This window comes from Proteus sp. G2669 (genome assembly GCF_009915245.1).
Lineage (GTDB): Bacteria > Pseudomonadota > Gammaproteobacteria > Enterobacterales > Enterobacteriaceae > Proteus.
In genome coordinates this window covers 15,562-33,277 of sequence record NZ_JAABLX010000017.1, presented here as the reverse complement: position 1 = coordinate 33,277, position 17,716 = coordinate 15,562, and the positions used below count along the sequence as shown (strand labels likewise).

The window sequence follows — 17,716 nt, the reverse complement described above, 5'->3', positions numbered from 1 at the left end:
AAATAATGATTACTTAGGTGCTCTTTCAAGTAAGAATGCACGTAATTGAGCAAAATCAGCTGGTAAGAAATGTGATAACAGTTCTTTATCAGCCCGCTCTGCAAGCTCTTTAGGAAGCGGTAATTCACCGCCTAAAATGCGCTCTACACTTTCTTTAAACTTCGCTGGGTGTGCAGTACCTAAGAATAAACCGTATTCACCCTCTTGAAGCTCATCACGTAATAAACGATAAGCAACAGCTGCATGTGGCTCTGAAATATAACCTTTTTTTGCAAGCTCACGTACTGTTTCTTCAGTTGTTTCATCACTAACAGCACCATGAGATAAATCGGAGAGATCCCACTCTTTACGACGGTACAATTCTTCAATACGTGGCCAGTTATTAGGCTGGCTAACATCCATTGCATTAGAAAGTGTTGCAATAGTACGGTGAGGTTCCCATTTACCATTATCTAAATAGCGAGGGACCGTATCATTCACGTTTGTTGCTGCAATAAAGCGTTTAACAGGTAATCCTAAAGATTTAGCTAATAGACCCGCAGTTAAATCACCAAAGTTACCACTTGGTACAGAGATCACGAGTTGTTCATGTTTTTCAGCAGGAATTTGGGCAACAGCTTCAAAGTAATAACAAATTTGAGCCAATAGTCGGCTGATATTGATAGAGTTTGCTGAGTTCAAATACATTGTTTTCTTTAAGAACTCATCATCAAAAGCTTGTTTTACTAATGATTGGCAAGCATCGAAGTCATCTTTAATTGCAACAGTGTGAATATTTTCACCTAATGTACAGAACAATTTTTCCTGTAATGGGCTAATTTTGCCTTCAGGATAAAGAATAACAACTTGTACATTTTCTAATTTGTAGAATGCATGAGCAACGGCAGCACCAGTATCACCAGATGTTGCAGTTAAAATGGTTACAGGTTGATTGCCTGCAACTTCTGACAGCATCTGCGCCATAAAGCGGCCACCAAAGTCTTTAAATGCTAATGTTGGGCCGTGGAAAAGCTCTAAACAACTAATGTCGTCTTCAACCTGAGTCACAGGTGCAGGAAATGCAAATGCAGTGTTAATTCGTTTTGCTAATACATCAGCAGGAATTTCATCACCAATAAATGCCGTTAAAATACGGCTACTGCGTGTTGCAAAATCAAGCGCTAATAATTCATCAATTTCAGCTTTAGAAAACGACGGTAAGTCCTGTGGAAAAAAGAGACCTTGGTGTTTACCTAAACCTTGCTTTACCGCTTGAGCAAAGCTAACTTGCTCTTGATTATCTTTCAAATTGTATAATTTCATGACTTACCCTATCTGTCTTGCGCCACGCGTATCTAAACGGCAGATATGCACAAAACCTTCACTGTTTTGTACATAGTATTGTTTTAACCATTCGGCCATGTCTTGTGCGATTTCTAATGAATCAGTAATGGTAAAAAGAGTAGGGCCTGAACCTGAAATGCCACAAGCCAATGCCCCTTTCTTTTGTGAAGCTTCTCTGGCTTTTTCAAATCCTGGAAGCAACTGAGTGCGGTAAGGTTCAGCTATCACATCTTTCATTAAATTTGCCGCTAATTCAGGTTGTTGAGTATGACAAGCATGAATAAAACCAGATAAATAGCGTCCGTGATTAATGATATCTGCCTTAGCATATTCTTTTGGTAATATGGCTCTGGCTTGTGCAGTAGAGACTTTAATTCCTGGATAAGCCATTACCCAGTACCAGTCTTCAAATGTAGGTACAGATTGGCAAATGATACCATTTTGTTCAAGAATAAGTTGTAGGCCGCCTAAATAGCAAGGTGCAACATTATCATAGTGAACACTTCCTGAAATGCGCCCTTCCAATTCACCCATCATTAATAACAATTGTCTTTCGTTGAAAGGCTTTTTAGCGAATTCATTAAGTGCAACTAATGCAGCAACAACCGAACAAGCACTTGATCCTAAACCAGAACCAATTGGCATATTTTTTTCTAAAACCATTGCCACAGGAAGTTCTTTGCCTAGTTTCTCACAGAATAACTGCCAACATTGATACACAATATTTTGTTTAGGATCAGCGGGTAATTTGCTAACAAAGTGCCCTTTACTTTCCAGTGTAAATGATGAAGCGGCATCAACGGTGACACAATCGCCAAGCAATTGCCCATCAATAGGTGAAACCGCAGCGCCAAGAACATCAAACCCGACACTCACGTTACCTATTGATGCCGGTGCATAAACTTTAACCACGCTTAAACCCCCAATTTCCATGATAAGGTACGTAATACATCTGCAAACACTCCAGCAGCAGTAACATCATTACCCGCACCATATCCACGCAACACTAATGGAATTGGCTGATAGTAGCGAGTGTAAAAGGCTAAAGCATTTTCACCATTTTTTACTTTAAACAGAGGATCATTAGCATCAACAGCCATCATTTTAACTTGGCATTGACCTTCATTAATAACACCGACATAGCGTAATACTTTACCGGCTTTTTGTGCTTCTTCGACCTTAGCGTCAAATTCAACATCAACTTGAGGTAAACGACTTAAGAAACTTGCAACATCACCTGTGCTGTCAAATGAAGTCGGTAACACAGGCTCTACATCGATATCACTTAGCTCTAATTTATAACCTGCTTCACGGGCTAAAATCAGCAGTTTACGCGCAACATCCATACCCGAAAGATCATCACGAGGATCAGGTTCTGTGAAACCTTTTTCTTTCGCTGAAAACGTTGCTTCTGACAAACTCTTACCTTCGTCTAACTGGCCAAAAATGTAAGAGAGTGAGCCTGAAAGAATACCATTAAATTGAACCAACTCATCACCTGCATTAAGTAAGTTCTGTAGGTTTTCAATAACTGGTAAACCTGCACCCACATTAGTGTCATATAAAAATTTACGACGTGAAGCTTCAGCGGCTTGTCGGATTTGATAGTAATAATCCATCGACAGCGTATTCGCTTTTTTGTTTGGTGTAACCACATTAAAACCATTTTGTAAGAAATTTGCGTATTGTTGCGCAATTTCCTCGTTTGATGTGCAATCAACAATCACAGGATTTAAGAAGTGGTACTCTTTTTCTAAGCGAATAAGCTGACTAAAACTAAACGGCGTTTTAGCTTCTTTTAAAGCTTGTTGCCAATTATCTAAATCAATACCTTGCATATTCGTTAACATGGCGCGTGAATTAGCAATGCCACATACACGAAGATCGATATGCTTATTTTTCAACCATGCCTGTTGACGATGAATTTGTTCAATTAATGCATTACCGACACCACCCGCACCAATCACAAAAACTTCAACGATTTGATTTGTGTTGAATAGCATTTGGTGACATAAACGTACCGCATTAGTTGCTGAGTCGTTGGCAATAACTGCAGAAATAGAGCGTTCAGACGAACCTTGAGCAATGGCAACAATATTAATATTGCCTCGTGTTAACGCAGAGAAGAATCGCGCTGAAATCCCTTTCAGTGTACGCATACCATCACCCACGACAGAGATTATCGCTACGTTTTCCATGATATCTAATGGATCAAGTACACCATCTTTTAATTCTAAATAGAATTCATCTGATAATGCTTTTTGCGCTCTAATCAGTTCTTTTTGTGGTACGCAAAAACTGATGCTGTATTCAGAAGAAGACTGTGTAATAAGAACAACAGAAATACCAGCTCTCGACATCACAGAGAATACGCGAGCCGCCATCCCTACCATACCTTTCATACCTGGGCCTGATACGTTGATCATTGCCATGTTATTAAGGTTAGTGATCCCTTTAACTGGAGTACTCTCATCTTTTTGACCATCGCCAATCAGTGTACCCGGTGCATCAGGATTACCTGTATTTTTAATCAAACAAGGAATTTGGAACTGAGCGATTGGAGCAATAGTGCGAGGATGAAGAACTTTAGCACCGAAGTAAGACAGTTCCATTGCCTCTTGATATGACATGCCCTTCAATAAACGAGCATCAGGTACTAAACGAGGATCACAAGTATAAACACCGTCAACATCAGTCCAAATTTCACAGCATTCAGCACGCAGACAGGCTGCTAATACTGCGGCTGAGTAGTCTGAACCATTGCGACCTAATACAACCAGTTCATCTTTTTCATTACCTGCAGTAAAACCAGCCATTAAAATCATATCGTCTTTCGCGATATTAAGTTCCAAGATACGGCGAGTAGATTCAGGAATATCAACGGTAGATTCTAGATAGTGACCTTGTGCAAGTAAATTTTTTACAGGATCAATAACTGTGACATTATAGCCACGAGCTTGTAAAACAGACTCCATAATGGCGATAGAGAGCTTTTCACCACGACAAATCATTGCTGCATTAATGCTATCAGGGCATTGACCTAATAAAGAAATACCATGAAGGATGTGCCTAATTTCAGCAAATTCACGCTCAACTTTATCTTTTAAACGCTCATAATCGAAACCAGGCTGTTTTTCTCTTAAACCTTGTAATAAATTGGCAAAAATTTGTTCGGCTTCACGTACTTGAGTGAGAGGATCTTCGCCTTCTGCCGTTTTTTCAATCATTGCAACCAAATAATTCGTTATTTTGGCTGGTGCTGATAATACAAGAGCGACTTGTCCTTGCTCTCTTTTTTTCTCAGCGATATCAGCAACATTCAGCACACGCTCTGCATTGGCAACTGAAGTTCCCCCAAATTTTAACACTCGCATACAACTCTCCTGATTTTTCACCCAAAAAAAAACCCGCATTTCTCAATGCGGGCTTTTTCGATTTTCGTTTTTTATATGCGACAGCCCGTCCCGCAATATAAAATTCCGGTGGTGGTGGTAATAATTGTCATTTTAGCTGGGCTGTAAATACGCATAACTATCCTGTCTGTCTCAAATTTAGTTTGACTATATACTGGTTAAAGCAAAGCGAGAGAGATGTCAAATTTTTTCTTTTTTTTACACAAAAAATAAACCGTCACTTAAGTGAAATTTTTTCAAGCATTACCTCTATTGTAGTATAGATATTCCTATCACAAAGGGATAAACAAAGAAAATAAAGCTACTATTTTGGGGTTATTTGGATATTTGTACTTTTATAAGGAATAAGGTATTTTAGGCTCCTTTAATTTGTGTAACAAAACTGGTAAAAAAAATAATCCCCACTATATTTAACATATATTTTTCTTTTACATTACATAAATCAAATTATATAGTTAACTATTGAAATCAGGGTTAAGCTGTTATCTTGATTTTGATATGTGTCAACAAAAGTTAGCTTTTTAGATGGTATTTAATACAACTGGTGTTATATTGCTGTTAATAGACTATGGGCGTTTTGCATTCTGATTTTAGCGTTCATTGTCGATTAAAATCGTAATTTTTTTGTAATAACGTGATGGTTATTTATCGAATTTCAATCTGGGTCTAGTTTTTACGTGCTAATAACAAAAATGAATAACCACACAAGTGCACACACAGAAGTTAAACACAGATTTCCTTTTTCTATTTTTGGTAATTTTAGGTAGCAAATATGCAAACCCCGCACATTCTGATTGTTGAAGACGAAGTAGTTACTCGTAATACCCTGAAAAGCATATTCGAAGCTGAAGGGTATATCGTACACGAAGCCACTGATGGCAACGAAATGCACAATGTTCTATCTGATCATGATATTAATCTGGTTATTATGGACATTAACCTTCCTGGTAAAAATGGGCTATTACTGGCTCGTGAATTACGCGAACAGGCAAGTGTTGCATTAATGTTCCTAACAGGTCGTGATAATGAAGTAGATAAAATCTTAGGCCTTGAAATTGGTGCCGATGATTACATTACTAAACCATTTAACCCTCGTGAGTTAACGATTCGTGCTCGTAACTTATTGTCACGCACCATGAATTTAGTTAATGGCACAGAAGAACGCCGTTTAGTCGAAAGCTATAAATTCAATGGTTGGGAGCTTGATATTAACAGTCGCTCACTAATCAGCCCTGCTGGTGAACAATACAAATTACCACGCAGTGAATTTCGTGCGATGCTACATTTCTGCGAGAATCCAGGAAAAATCCAAACTCGTGCAGAATTACTGAAGAAAATGACAGGCCGTGAATTGAAACCTCATGATCGTACTGTTGACGTTACTATTCGTCGTATTCGTAAGCATTTCGAATCTACACCAGATACACCTGAAATCATTGCTACAATCCATGGTGAAGGTTATCGTTTCTGTGGTGATTTAGACGAGTGATTTGATTTTATCTCAAACACTTAACTAATAAAAACCCCCGAATATATTCGGGGGTTTTCTTTTATGTAGCATCGTATTAATAAAATAACAAAAGATGAAAATTGATCTCAACAACTATTTTGAAAAAAAATACAGCTATTTTTTAAAAAATATTTTAAACCTTATTCATATTAATTTTATTAATCATTAAGTTATCCAATTAATAAAAATCACTCTTTCCACGGCATAATAGGCACGGCACTGATCGCATTTTTTGGTGAGCCATCAATCACCTTATCGGAATAAGTTAAGTAAATCAGTGCATGACGTTCTTTATCGTAAAAACGGACAACTTGAAGCTTTTTAAAGACTAAAGATGTTCTTTTTTGGAAAACCACATCACCTCGGTTTTTTCCTTTAATCACCTTTTCACTTAATTCAATAGGCCCCACTTGCTGACAAGAAATTGCCGCATCCGCCGTATCTTCAGCAAGACCTAGACTTCCTGAGATCCCACCTGTTTTTGCACGACTTAAATAACAAGTCACATTCTTAACTTCAGGATCATCAAATGCTTCAATCACAATTTTATGGTTAGCACCAAAAAACTTAAATACGGTATCGACGTAACCAATTTCTTCCGCTTTTGCCATAAAAGAAAAAGGGAGTAAGATAGACACTGCTAGCATCTTTTTGAAATTTAACATATTTACTTTGTTCCATTGAAAAGATGAGAGAATAATTAGGCCTAGAATAAAACAATCTTTTGCTAACTGATAGAAGAATTTGTGTACATCAGTCGCCGAAAAAGACTATATTTTACGACTGTCTAACAATATAACTTGTTATAGATGTTCAGGCTATTTACCATCTACCGCAATAAATAAACGAATATGACTAAGGGAGATGTATGGATCAAACCAACATCATACGTGATTTGCTCGCTTGGCTTGATAGTAACCTCGATAAGCCATTATCCCTCGATAATGTCGCAACCAAAGCAGGTTACTCCAAGTGGCATTTACAACGCATGTTTAAAGAAGTTACAGGACAAGCGATTGGTTCTTATATTCGTTCAAGGCGTCTATCTCGCGCGGCTGTTGCATTACGTTTAACGAGCCGCCCCATTTTAGACATTGCTTTGCAATATCGTTTTGATTCCCAACAGACGTTTACCCGTGCTTTTAAAAAGCAATTTGATAGAACTCCAGCACTTTATCGTCGTACTGATGAATGGTGCGCGGTGGGAATTTGTCCTCCTATTACCTTAGATCCTCAAAATTTACCAAAATGGGAATTTGTACAATTACCTGAGAAAAAACTTATTGGTATTGAGCAAACATGTAGCCATACACTTGAGCAATGGGCTGAAGCTTGTTCCGATATGCGCCAAACATTCTGGCGTTACTATATGAGCAAAATAAATGCGGTTCCTCACCAAGTTTATGGCCTTCATCATGCGCAACATAGTGATGAACATGAAGATGAGCAACGTGTGCTTTATACCACTGCTGTTGAACCTGACTATGCGACATTTATTGAGGATGATGCAGCCCATGAAGTCTCATTAGCAGGAGGTGATTACATTCGCTTTGATTTCGAAGGTGAGGCAAAACGAGGGGCAATGCAGGAGTTTTTATTCCTGATTTATGGTGTTTGTTTACCTAAAATGGGACTAACTCGCCGTAAAGGTTATGACGTCGAAAAATACTATCTTAAAAATGTGCGTTACAGCAATGAGATGGTGACAGAGCCACAAGATCATATCGAACGCTTTGAATATTACATCCCCATTAAACGTGAAGATGTAACGGCATAAGAAAAAGCTCTCTTGATAGTCACGTCAAAGAGAGCTTTTATTTTTTAGCGTTGAACTTCATCTAATGCTGTATCAGTAAGATGACTCACATCTCCAGCCGTTTCAATCACCCAACCACTGGCAAGCCAAGGGCTGTTTTGATAATCAACACGAGAAATTGAACAATTACGCAGTCTTAAACGACGTTCTGCATATGCAGGTAATCCCAAAACGGTACTCAGCAAACATCCTAATGCAATACCATGGCTCACTAATAATGGGCGGCTATTTTCGGGCAACTCAAGGCATTGATTTAACGCAGCCTGCATTCGGCTCGCTAATTCTGCCATTGATTCTCCTTGGGGAATTCGTCCATCAGGTGTACCATCAATCAAACTCTTGCGCCAAGCCTCTTCTTGTGTCTTTAATGTTGCGATCTCTCGCTGTTCAAGAACGCCCATATTGAGTTCACGTAAACGTGAGTCAGTTATCACTTCACAACCACAAGCTTGTGCAATGATTTCTGCCGTTTGACGAGTACGGCCAAGATCGCTTGAGATAATGTGGGTAATACCTGCTGATTTTACTTTTTCAGCAACTTGCTGTGCTTGACGCACACCATTTGCTGTTAGTGGGCTATCAGATTGCCCTTGAATACGTCTCGCCACGTTCCATTCAGTTTCACCGTGGCGAACAAGATAGACCTGTAACATACATTTTTTCCGTTATACTGCTCTAATTTTTCAAAGGATGATTAATTCATTATGTATCATGTCATTGCAGCCACTACGAATCCAGCAAAAATCAACGCGATAAAACTCGCTTTTGAGCAAGTGTTCGGTAAAGATACCTTTGATATTGAAGATATTAATGTCGATAGCCGTGTTCCACAACAACCTATCGGAAACACAGAAACGAGAACTGGCGCACGTCAGCGTGTCATGGCAGCTCGTCAAGTTCGCCCTGAAGCAGATTTTTGGGTAGGTGTTGAAGCCGGTATTGAAGATGATATGACTTTTGCTTGGATTGTTGTCGAACATGGAAAAATTCGTGGCGAATCACGCTCTGCAAGTCTTATGCTACCAGAGCAGATCTTAAAAGGGATCCGTGAAGGCAGAGAGCTTGGTGATGAAATGGCTTTCTTAACTAAGATTGACAACATTAAACAACGTGGTGGTGCAATTGGTTATTTTACCGATGGCCTACTTAGTCGTACTTCTGTTTACCAGCAAGCATTAGTTTTGGCATTAGTGCCAGTAACTCATGATATCTATAAAGAACTCAATCAAAAAGAAGATTAATAATTAATCTGATATGTGTTTTTTAGGTAAATAAAGAAAGCAAAAAGCCATTTAATTATTTGATTAAATGGCTTTTTATCTTTCTAGCTCACATTATTATAATGCAACTATTTTTTCGTCATTAGCTCTTTTTCAAGCCATAACTTCACTTCATGTGGTGCCGTTTTTAAGCTATTAGAGCCTCTAGTAATAGTGGCGATACCAACGCCTAGCTCTTCTTTTAGCTCACGCTGACTTAAGTCTCCCCGCATTAGCTCTTGCACAATGCGTACTCGTGTCGCCAAAGCACTTCGTTCATCAGGTGTCATTAAAAGCTGTAAAATAGGAAAGTGCACATCTTGCTCAAATGCATGTTGTAATAACTCAACAAATCTTAGCCAGTGCTCATTCTCTTCAGGTGATAATGCAGGATCTTGCATCGTGAAAGCCTCTTTTTGCCACACTCATTAACTAGTACAAACTATATCATACTTTGCTAATGTACAAAGAGGCTCCCACGACAAATCGCCTTTTTATCCCTTAATAACGACTATTCCATTCATTCTCAGTTAATACTGGTTGTTGTTCACCCGCAAAATAACTATAAAAAACAGCAAAAGAGAGTACATTTTTGACATAACCACGGGTTTCTGCAAAAGGAATACTTTCTACAAACGCAATCGCATCCAGTTGGCCATTTGCATCAGATAACCAACGATCAACACGCGCAGGCCCCGCATTATATGCAGCACTTGCCAAAATACGGTTTTGGTTAAATCGCTGATAGACAGAATCAAGATAAGCAGTACCAATCTCAATATTTTTTACCGGATTTGTTAACTGCGCACTACTGACATAACCCGTAATACCCGCTTGTTTTACCGTAAATTCGGCCGTTTTTGGCATTACTTGCATTAAACCTGTTGCACCCGCTGAAGAGCGTGCTTGTGGGTTCCACGCGCTTTCTTGACGAGCGATTGCCATTGCATAATTGCGGTCTATCGATTTATCTTTCGTGTATTGCTCAAACTCATTTTTCCAAGCAAGAGGAAAACGTTCTTCTAAGTGATCCCACATTTTTCCTGTAATAGTGGCTTGCACTGCTAAATCAGCCCATTTTTGTTCAAATGCATAGCGTGCTAATTCAGACTGCATTTGTGCAGGTTGTGAAGCAACATAGTTTGCCCACTCTGAGCGCGCTAAGTTATCCATTTGCCAATACATTAATTCACGAACACGTTGTACTTCTGGCTGATTAGGGATACTTGATGAAACACTCGGTGCCTTATCTATCACCATCACATATGGCTTACCTAATTTGCTCGCGGCAACCATTGGATAAAAACCACGACTTTGCGTCAGCGCTTCTAAAATAGCTTGTGCTTCGCTATTTTTACCTTGAGATTGCAATACCATTGCACGCCAATAACGCCACTCTTCCTTATTTTTACTTTCAGGAGAGAGCCTTTCTAACCACAATGCCAATTCAGCAGGTTGATTTTGGCTTAATGCTAGGCGTACACGACGTTCACGCAGTGTATCTGATGCGGTATCTTGAATAACGCTGTCACGCCATTTCACCTGCTCAGGTGTAGCATAAGGCATATATTGCCACGCCACAGTATCACGCATTAATTGGCGTTCACTGGCCGTCATTTTTTGGGCATGTGCGATATTATCCAGTTGTGCTCTTGCCGCATCTGCATCTTTTCTTGCCCAACGTGAAAATGCCGATTGTATGATAGAACGAGTGAAATCGGTTGGTGAAAGCGCGGTTGCATAGCGCCCAACTAAGTTTGGATAGTCTTGTAATTCAACTAAAGCATCACTAATCGTTTGATAGTTTTCTGGAAGGCGTCTTGCTAAATAAGCTGCAAGTCCTGTGTTTCCATTTTTAATGGCTAAGTTAATTCGTTCTAATACTAACTCTGGTGTTAATTGATTAGCTTTTTGCCATTCACCAAAAAGAGGATCACAACTTGATGGCATTGATGTGCCATTTAGCCATGCTTCTTTAGCCCCTATCCATGCGGTTTGAATATCGCCGGTTGCCCACTTGGCATAATAATAGTTACATCTAGCTGCTTTGGGATTCGGTGGATTAGGGCTAAAAGTCAATAAGTTTTGCCATTCTTGACGCTTAGCCAATTCATTTACAAATAACGAAGGAAGTGCTTTTGCTGGTGGTAATGTCGGGTATTTCGTGACAAATTCAGTCACCGCAGCAGGTGCAATAACATCAAGATTATCGGTGATTTGGCGATATTCCAAATAAGGATAAAGTGGATAGTTTTCTAATGTCGGGAGTAGTTTTTCAACTTCATCTGTTTTTTTAAGATCCCATGCAGCTTTAATCTCTTGATAGCGAACACGTTGTTCACTTAATGAATCTGCTTGTGCCCATGTTGAAAAACACAAAGCCCCTATTGCGACTGCTAATGACCACTTTTGCTTAACCACGTAATGTCTCCCACCTCAAATAAAACCACCAAATACTGAATACATTAGCTAATATGATAATCATTAACAATGTAAGTTCCCCTCTTTAAGAGAAATTTTCATTACTTTCAGAAGAAGCACGAAAGGTAGATAAAAACCTCGCTTTTGACTAAGGTTTTCTTTTATAAATCGGGTATACTGGCGACTTTCATCATTTTCGGGTCTTTGGCAAATTACTGACATTGACTTTGCTATTGTTCATTTAGGTGCTCTAAAAACGCAGCTTAATTACAAAAAATTTGTTTTTATCGCGAAAAATGGCACCTCAGAGAAAATCTCTTTTATAATCAAAGGGTAATTATAGTGGCTCAATACGTTTATAGTATGTTGCGTGTCGGGAAAATTGTCCCACCCAAACGACATATCCTTAAAAACATTTCACTCAGCTTCTTCCCGGGCGCGAAAATTGGTGTGCTTGGTCTAAATGGTGCCGGTAAATCAACATTACTTCGCATTATGGCGGGCATCGATACTGATATTGAAGGTGAAGCACGTCCACAACCAGGTATTAAAATTGGTTATTTACCACAAGAACCAAAATTAAACCCTGAACATACCGTACGTGAAGCCGTTGAAGAAGCCGTTAGCGAACTAAAAAACGCACTAAACCGTCTTGATGAAGTTTACGCGGCTTATGCCGATCCTGATGCTGATTTTGATAAATTAGCTAAAGAACAGGGTCAATTAGAAGCAATTATTCAATCTCATGATGGTCATAACCTTGAAAACCAATTAGAGCGTGCAGCAGAAGCACTGCGCTTACCTGAATGGGACGCTAAAATTGAGAAACTTTCAGGGGGTGAACGCCGCCGTGTCGCTATCTGTCGTCTGCTGTTAGAAAAACCAGATATGCTGTTATTAGATGAACCCACTAACCACTTAGACGCAGAATCTGTGGCTTGGTTAGAACGTTTCTTACACGATTATGAAGGAACTGTTGTTGCAATCACGCACGACCGTTACTTCCTTGATAACGTAGCGGGTTGGATCTTAGAACTTGACCGTGGTGAAGGTATTCCATGGGAAGGTAACTACTCTTCATGGTTAGAGCAAAAAGACGCGCGCCTTGAGCAAGAAGCCGCAACTGAAGTTGCTCGCCATAAATCAATTCAAAAAGAACTTGAGTGGATCCGCCAAAATCCTAAAGGCCGTCAAGCAAAAGGTAAGGCTCGTCTGGCTCGCTTTGAAGAACTGAATAGCGTTGATTATCAAAAACGTAATGAAACCAGCGAACTCTTTATTCCACCTGGACCACGTTTAGGGGATAAAGTGTTAGAAATTAATAATCTAACAAAATCTTATGGTGATCGCGTTCTAATTGATGATTTAAGCTTCTCTATTCCTAAAGGCGCTATTGTTGGTATTATCGGCCCTAACGGTGCGGGTAAATCAACGCTATTTCGTATGATCTCAGGTCAAGAACAACCAGACTCAGGTACTTTAGTACTAGGTGATACTGTTAAGTTAGCATCTGTTGATCAGTTCCGCGACAGCATGGATGACAGTAAAACTGTTTGGGAAGAAGTCTCTGGTGGCCAAGACATTATGCGTATTGGTAACTTTGAAATTCCAAGTCGTGCTTATGTTGGTCGCTTTAACTTTAAAGGCGTTGACCAAGGTAAGCGTGTTGGCGAACTTTCTGGTGGTGAGCGTGGTCGTTTACACCTTGCTAAACTACTACAAGTTGGCGGTAACATGTTACTGCTCGATGAACCAACCAACGACCTCGACGTTGAAACTTTACGTGCATTAGAAAATGCGCTGTTAGAGTTCCCAGGTTGTGCCATGGTTATTTCCCATGACCGTTGGTTCCTTGACCGTATTGCCACACATATCATCGATTACCAAGATGAAGGTAAAGTGGAATTCTTCGAAGGTAACTTTACCGAATATGAAGAATACAAAAAACGTACATTAGGTAACGATGCTATTCAGCCTCGTCGCATGAAGTACAAACGTATGAGTAAATAATCGAGTTTATTTACGATACTTGATACTAAAAAAGCAGAGATTATTCTCTGCTTTTTTATATTTAATTAGCTTGAAATTTAATAAATATATTTAAAGTTTAAAATAGAAAAAATAAAGTCTCATTAATCTAAAATAATCCCGAAAACACAGATATACCTCACCATTACTTAACGGATTATATTATGATAAGAATTAATTATTTTGAATTTTATAATTATCAATCTGAAATATTATTAGGTCATGTTATTCTAAATGGTATAAACGAAATCATCACTCCACTATTTAGAGATAATATTGATAAAGAAAATTTCTATCCTATTTTTATCACAAAATCATTTATAGGTAGAAAAGAACACCGATGGGAAATAAAAAGTTCAAAAATTCAAACTCTATCTGAGAATAATATTCTTATAAATATTTGGCTATCTCCAAGAAATGTTTCAGATGACATTTACTTATCTCAAACTTTAAAAAATAAAAATTATAAAAGTGCTAAATCAATATTATATCTTGGTAAAATTATTATTGTTGAATTTGGGCATATCTTCTCATGTGTCACTTTGAATGCGGGTATAAAAACAAATAAACGCTATCCTGATAATATTCAACAGGGTGAAATGCATAAGAGAAGACCTGCGATTGTAGTAAAAGCTGATGACAGAGGGGTTAAAGTCATTCCACTCACATCAAAAAAGCCTCATGACTTAGCCGTTAATACCTCTATTTTTAAATTATCAGATGATTCAATAAAAAACATTGGTGATCTTGCTAAAAAAGAAACTTATGCTTTATGTGATATGATCCAAACTGTTTGTGTTACGCGAATACTTCCTCCTTTATTTAAATTAAAAGGATACAATCAATATTATAGAAATGAGGATTATCGAGCTTCACTTTGTCGTGGAGATAAAAAATTATTAGATAAAGGGCTACTATCATCAATATCAAAAAATAAATTATATATAGAAATCGAAGAATTAAGAAAAACAAATAAAAATTTAGAATCAGAGTTATATTCTTTAAAAAATGACTTATTGATATTAAAAGAAATGTATATGTATAGCCATGAAAGCAATGCATTATATATTGATGAGGTTGATGATGAGATTTTATCATACAAAAACTCTATTAGATAATTATATTGCTGTCATATTTTCACTATGATACTCTTATTTCGTTGGTGGGAATAAAAGAGGCGGCAATCTTCCCCGCGACGCTGAAAAATTGCGATGCCGACGAACACAAAGATTAAAACTAAAAAACCACCTTATGGTGGTTTTTTAGTTTCTGTTTCTTTAAATTATTTATTTTAATATGTAATAAATAATTATAAATAATAACTTAACTCTCTTGCCTATAATCAAAACTTAAAGGCGCAGTAAACGAAATATTACCATTTTCTAAACGATAGCTTTCAGGTGCGGGAAATGGCGAAGCGCGTTTAATCGTATTTAACGCTTCTCTATCAAGAATGCGATTACCTGATGATGTTTCCACTTTCACATCTAATAACTCACCTTTTGCATTTAGCACAATAGAAACTTGTGTCACGCCTGTCGCTTTAAAACGTATTGCTGTTCTTGGATAACGTTTATACATCTCAATATGACTATGTATCAAACTTTCCCATCCCATTTGCCCACTTACAGAAGAGGAAGAGAAACTATTAAATTGAGCACTACTGCTTGTATTAGAGCCAGAAATAGGTGCGCTTGTTACCTCCGATGGAGCTTCTGAGACAGGAAGATCATCAGGTACTTTCACCGCAACGGGTTTTGGCTTCACTACCGGTTTTACTTTCGGCTTTTCAGGAATACGCTCATAAGTGCCTTGTTCTACTACTGGCATTTTAGGTAAATCCAATACTTCTTTCACAGGTTCAGGTTCTGTTTCTGCGGGTTCAGGAACAGACATCACTTTTTCAGGCCCAACAGGAACATCTTTTGTTTCTGCCTGAGCTAATTGATAGATACCTAAATCCATTGTCATTGCGGGTGGTAAAACACCATGGCGTTCATCTTTAGAGGTTATCCAGCCAATGGCGACAACGACTAGCGTTGCATGAAATAAAATACTGGCAGTTAATCCACCAATAGAAAATGATCCACGGCGTGAAAAAGTCGCCGACATACTACTCATAATTCTTGCCTCTGATTTTCTTTCTGATGAATTATAGGCATAATACAAACACAAATGATATTGCTTATTATTAATAATACAATAAAAAATTAGCTTGATAATTATCATAACTTGTTCTCATGAGAAGCAGTAAGAGCTTATTATTTCACTCTTTTTTAGACACCAGAGATTATGGCTAGCGATAAATCATTGGCACAAAAAATTAGTTGTGCCTACCAATCAACCCATGGACAACTTGTGCGTTTTTTCCACAAACGTACGGGTAATTACCATGATGCAGATGATTTGTCTCAAGATGTGTTTACACTATGGCTAAACAGAAAAGAACAAACACCTGTGCAAGAACAGCGTGCTTTTTTGTTCAAAATAGCGAACCACGTTTTGATTGACCATTGGAGAAAAAAACAAAAGCAAAAAGATATCTATCAGGATGATTGTGAATTAGATGACGCTGCTCAAAGTTATGCCACGGAACTTGATCCGGGATATGTCCTTGAACATCAGCAGCGTTTAGATCTACTTAGTGAAGCAATTGAAACATTACCACCTCGCCGTCGAGAAGCATTTGTTCTTTATCGTTTTGATGGATTATCACAAAGCGAAATTGCAGAGCAAATGGAAATCTCAATCAGCATGGTGGAAAAACATATTGCGGCTGCCCTATTACATTGCAAAAGATATGTCGATGCAGGACAGGAGAAATGCACGAATGATGAGTAAGCCGGAAAAAAACATACCGGAAACTAAACCTCACACAGATGAGGGAGCAGATCATCTTTTTTTAGAAAATGATGATGAATTACTCAATGACTCTATTGATGAGCAAGCAGCTCTTTGGTTCACCCGACAACATAGCCAAAGAATGACTCCCAAGCAACGCCAAGAATTTAAAGAATGGATTGAAAATGATATAAATCGGCAAGCATATCAAGATATTGCGGGTATTTGGCGTCAATGTGATGCATTATCACGACCAACAATAACCACTGTTGAAAAGAAAAAGCGTTCTCTTTGGCGCCCCGCTATCCACACTACCGCAACTTTTTGCCTACTCACTGTCTTATATCTCCCTTATAGTCATTTACCCGCATTACTGATGGATAATATGACGCTTGCAACCAGTGACTTACCGAAAGAGATGACCTTAGCCGATGGCTCTAAAGTCTATTTAGACAGGAACACGCAAGTCAGAGTCGCTTATGTACAAGAAGAAAGACAGCTATGGTTAGATAAAGGGCAAGCCTATTTCAAGGTCAAATCAAATCCTTATCGCCCTTTTTATGTTCATGCAGATACCCGATTAATTAAAGTTGTCGGCACTGAATTTGAAGTCAGCCGCTATAATGACAACCAAATTAACGTTGCTGTTCATGAAGGTATCGTTGAGGTTAAAGCAACACCTAAATCCTCTCCTACATATTTGTATGCTGGCTCTCAAGCCACCAGCAAATTAACAAGTGACAGTTTTGTTATTTCTTCGGTCAATATTGATTCCGTGGGAAGTTGGCGTTTTGGTCAACTGCATTTCTTTGAACGCCCATTGAATGAAGTAATAACCAAACTCAAACCTTATCTTGATATCAATATTCAAATTTCCTCACCCGAAATTGCCAAAATGAAAGTCTCAGGGATCGCTAACATTAATGATGCCAAAGACTTTATTACCGCAATTCCACTTATATTGCCGGTTAATGTTGTTTTTACCGATAAAAATAATGCGTTAATTATCAATAAGTAAAAAGAAATATGAAAAATATTCTTTTTTACAGGTGAGGATAATTCTCATTTCACCCTCTTCCCTAGTAACAACAATTATTAAGTTAGT

General features: G+C 38.3%; 15 protein-coding genes. 7 read left to right on the top strand and 8 right to left on the bottom strand.

Annotation, left to right across the window (positions count from 1 at the left end):
• Window positions 1–9: 9 nt before the first annotated feature.
• From thrC to thrA, 3 genes are read right to left on the bottom strand one after another with little or no spacing between them, the layout of a single operon-like run.
• Window positions 10–1,302, bottom strand: coding sequence for a threonine synthase (gene thrC / locus GWI68_RS03815; RefSeq protein ID WP_109408068.1), 1,293 nt, complete (start codon window positions 1,300–1,302; stop codon window positions 10–12).
• 3 nt (window positions 1,303–1,305) lie between these two features.
• Window positions 1,306–2,256: a homoserine kinase gene (gene thrB / locus GWI68_RS03810; RefSeq protein ID WP_166539436.1), complete on the bottom strand. Its 951-nt coding sequence runs from the start codon at window positions 2,254–2,256 to the stop codon at window positions 1,306–1,308.
• Window positions 2,238–4,697, bottom strand: coding sequence for a bifunctional aspartate kinase/homoserine dehydrogenase I (thrA, locus tag GWI68_RS03805; protein ID WP_166539435.1), 2,460 nt, complete (start codon window positions 4,695–4,697; stop codon window positions 2,238–2,240). The genes thrB and thrA overlap by 19 nt, the downstream gene beginning before the upstream one ends.
• Before the next feature lie 811 nt (window positions 4,698–5,508).
• On the opposite strand from thrA, the gene arcA reads away from it, so the two are divergent.
• On the top strand, window positions 5,509–6,225 hold the full coding sequence (gene arcA / locus GWI68_RS03800; protein ID WP_006535263.1) for a two-component system response regulator ArcA: 717 nt from the start codon (window positions 5,509–5,511) through the stop codon (window positions 6,223–6,225).
• Window positions 6,226–6,434: 209 nt separating this feature from the next.
• Here arcA and creA read toward each other — a convergent pair whose 3' ends face one another.
• Window positions 6,435–6,911, bottom strand: coding sequence for a protein CreA (gene creA / locus GWI68_RS03795; RefSeq protein ID WP_072071034.1), 477 nt, complete (start codon window positions 6,909–6,911; stop codon window positions 6,435–6,437).
• 203 nt (window positions 6,912–7,114) lie between these two features.
• Between creA and robA the strand changes: the two genes are divergently transcribed.
• A complete protein-coding gene (gene robA / locus GWI68_RS03790) occupies window positions 7,115–8,023 on the top strand; it encodes an MDR efflux pump AcrAB transcriptional activator RobA (RefSeq protein WP_166539434.1) in 909 nt (302 codons plus the stop codon).
• A 44-nt stretch (window positions 8,024–8,067) separates the two neighbouring features.
• Here robA and gpmB read toward each other — a convergent pair whose 3' ends face one another.
• Window positions 8,068–8,715 carry a 2,3-diphosphoglycerate-dependent phosphoglycerate mutase GpmB gene (gene gpmB, locus GWI68_RS03785; RefSeq protein WP_166539433.1) on the bottom strand — a complete coding sequence of 216 codons (648 nt, stop codon included), beginning with the start codon at window positions 8,713–8,715 and terminating at the stop codon, window positions 8,068–8,070.
• 51 nt (window positions 8,716–8,766) lie between these two features.
• Between gpmB and yjjX the strand changes: the two genes are divergently transcribed.
• Window positions 8,767–9,303, top strand: a complete 537-nt coding sequence (gene yjjX, locus GWI68_RS03780) for an inosine/xanthosine triphosphatase (protein ID WP_109408072.1) — start codon at window positions 8,767–8,769, stop codon at window positions 9,301–9,303.
• A 107-nt stretch (window positions 9,304–9,410) separates the two neighbouring features.
• Here yjjX and trpR read toward each other — a convergent pair whose 3' ends face one another.
• Together trpR and sltY are read right to left on the bottom strand one after the other, a co-directional pair.
• Entirely contained in the window at window positions 9,411–9,722 is a 312-nt protein-coding gene (trpR, locus tag GWI68_RS03775) for a trp operon repressor (RefSeq protein ID WP_072063739.1), read from the bottom strand.
• Window positions 9,723–9,822: 100 nt separating this feature from the next.
• Complete coding sequence (gene sltY, locus GWI68_RS03770; protein ID WP_166539432.1) at window positions 9,823–11,742, bottom strand: murein transglycosylase; 1,920 nt, start codon at window positions 11,740–11,742, stop codon at window positions 9,823–9,825.
• Window positions 11,743–12,084: 342 nt separating this feature from the next.
• On the opposite strand from sltY, the gene ettA reads away from it, so the two are divergent.
• A complete protein-coding gene (gene ettA, locus GWI68_RS03765) occupies window positions 12,085–13,752 on the top strand; it encodes an energy-dependent translational throttle protein EttA (RefSeq protein WP_166539431.1) in 1,668 nt (555 codons plus the stop codon).
• A gap of 182 nt (window positions 13,753–13,934) precedes the next feature.
• A complete protein-coding gene (locus GWI68_RS03760) occupies window positions 13,935–14,888 on the top strand; it encodes a type II toxin-antitoxin system PemK/MazF family toxin (protein WP_166539430.1) in 954 nt (317 codons plus the stop codon).
• 205 nt (window positions 14,889–15,093) lie between these two features.
• On the opposite strand, the gene GWI68_RS03755 is transcribed toward GWI68_RS03760, so the two are convergent.
• Window positions 15,094–15,891 (bottom strand): energy transducer TonB, encoded by a 798-nt coding sequence (locus GWI68_RS03755; protein WP_166539429.1) that lies wholly within the window; start codon window positions 15,889–15,891, stop codon window positions 15,094–15,096.
• Between the two features lie 171 nt (window positions 15,892–16,062).
• On the opposite strand from GWI68_RS03755, the gene GWI68_RS03750 reads away from it, so the two are divergent.
• Together GWI68_RS03750 and GWI68_RS03745 are read left to right on the top strand one after the other, a co-directional pair.
• Window positions 16,063–16,611 (top strand): RNA polymerase sigma factor, encoded by a 549-nt coding sequence (locus GWI68_RS03750; protein ID WP_166539428.1) that lies wholly within the window; start codon window positions 16,063–16,065, stop codon window positions 16,609–16,611.
• Window positions 16,601–17,629: a FecR domain-containing protein gene (locus tag GWI68_RS03745; protein WP_227336409.1), complete on the top strand. Its 1,029-nt coding sequence runs from the start codon at window positions 16,601–16,603 to the stop codon at window positions 17,627–17,629. Before GWI68_RS03750 ends, GWI68_RS03745 begins: the two co-directional genes overlap by 11 nt.
• Window positions 17,630–17,716 lie beyond the last annotated feature (87 nt).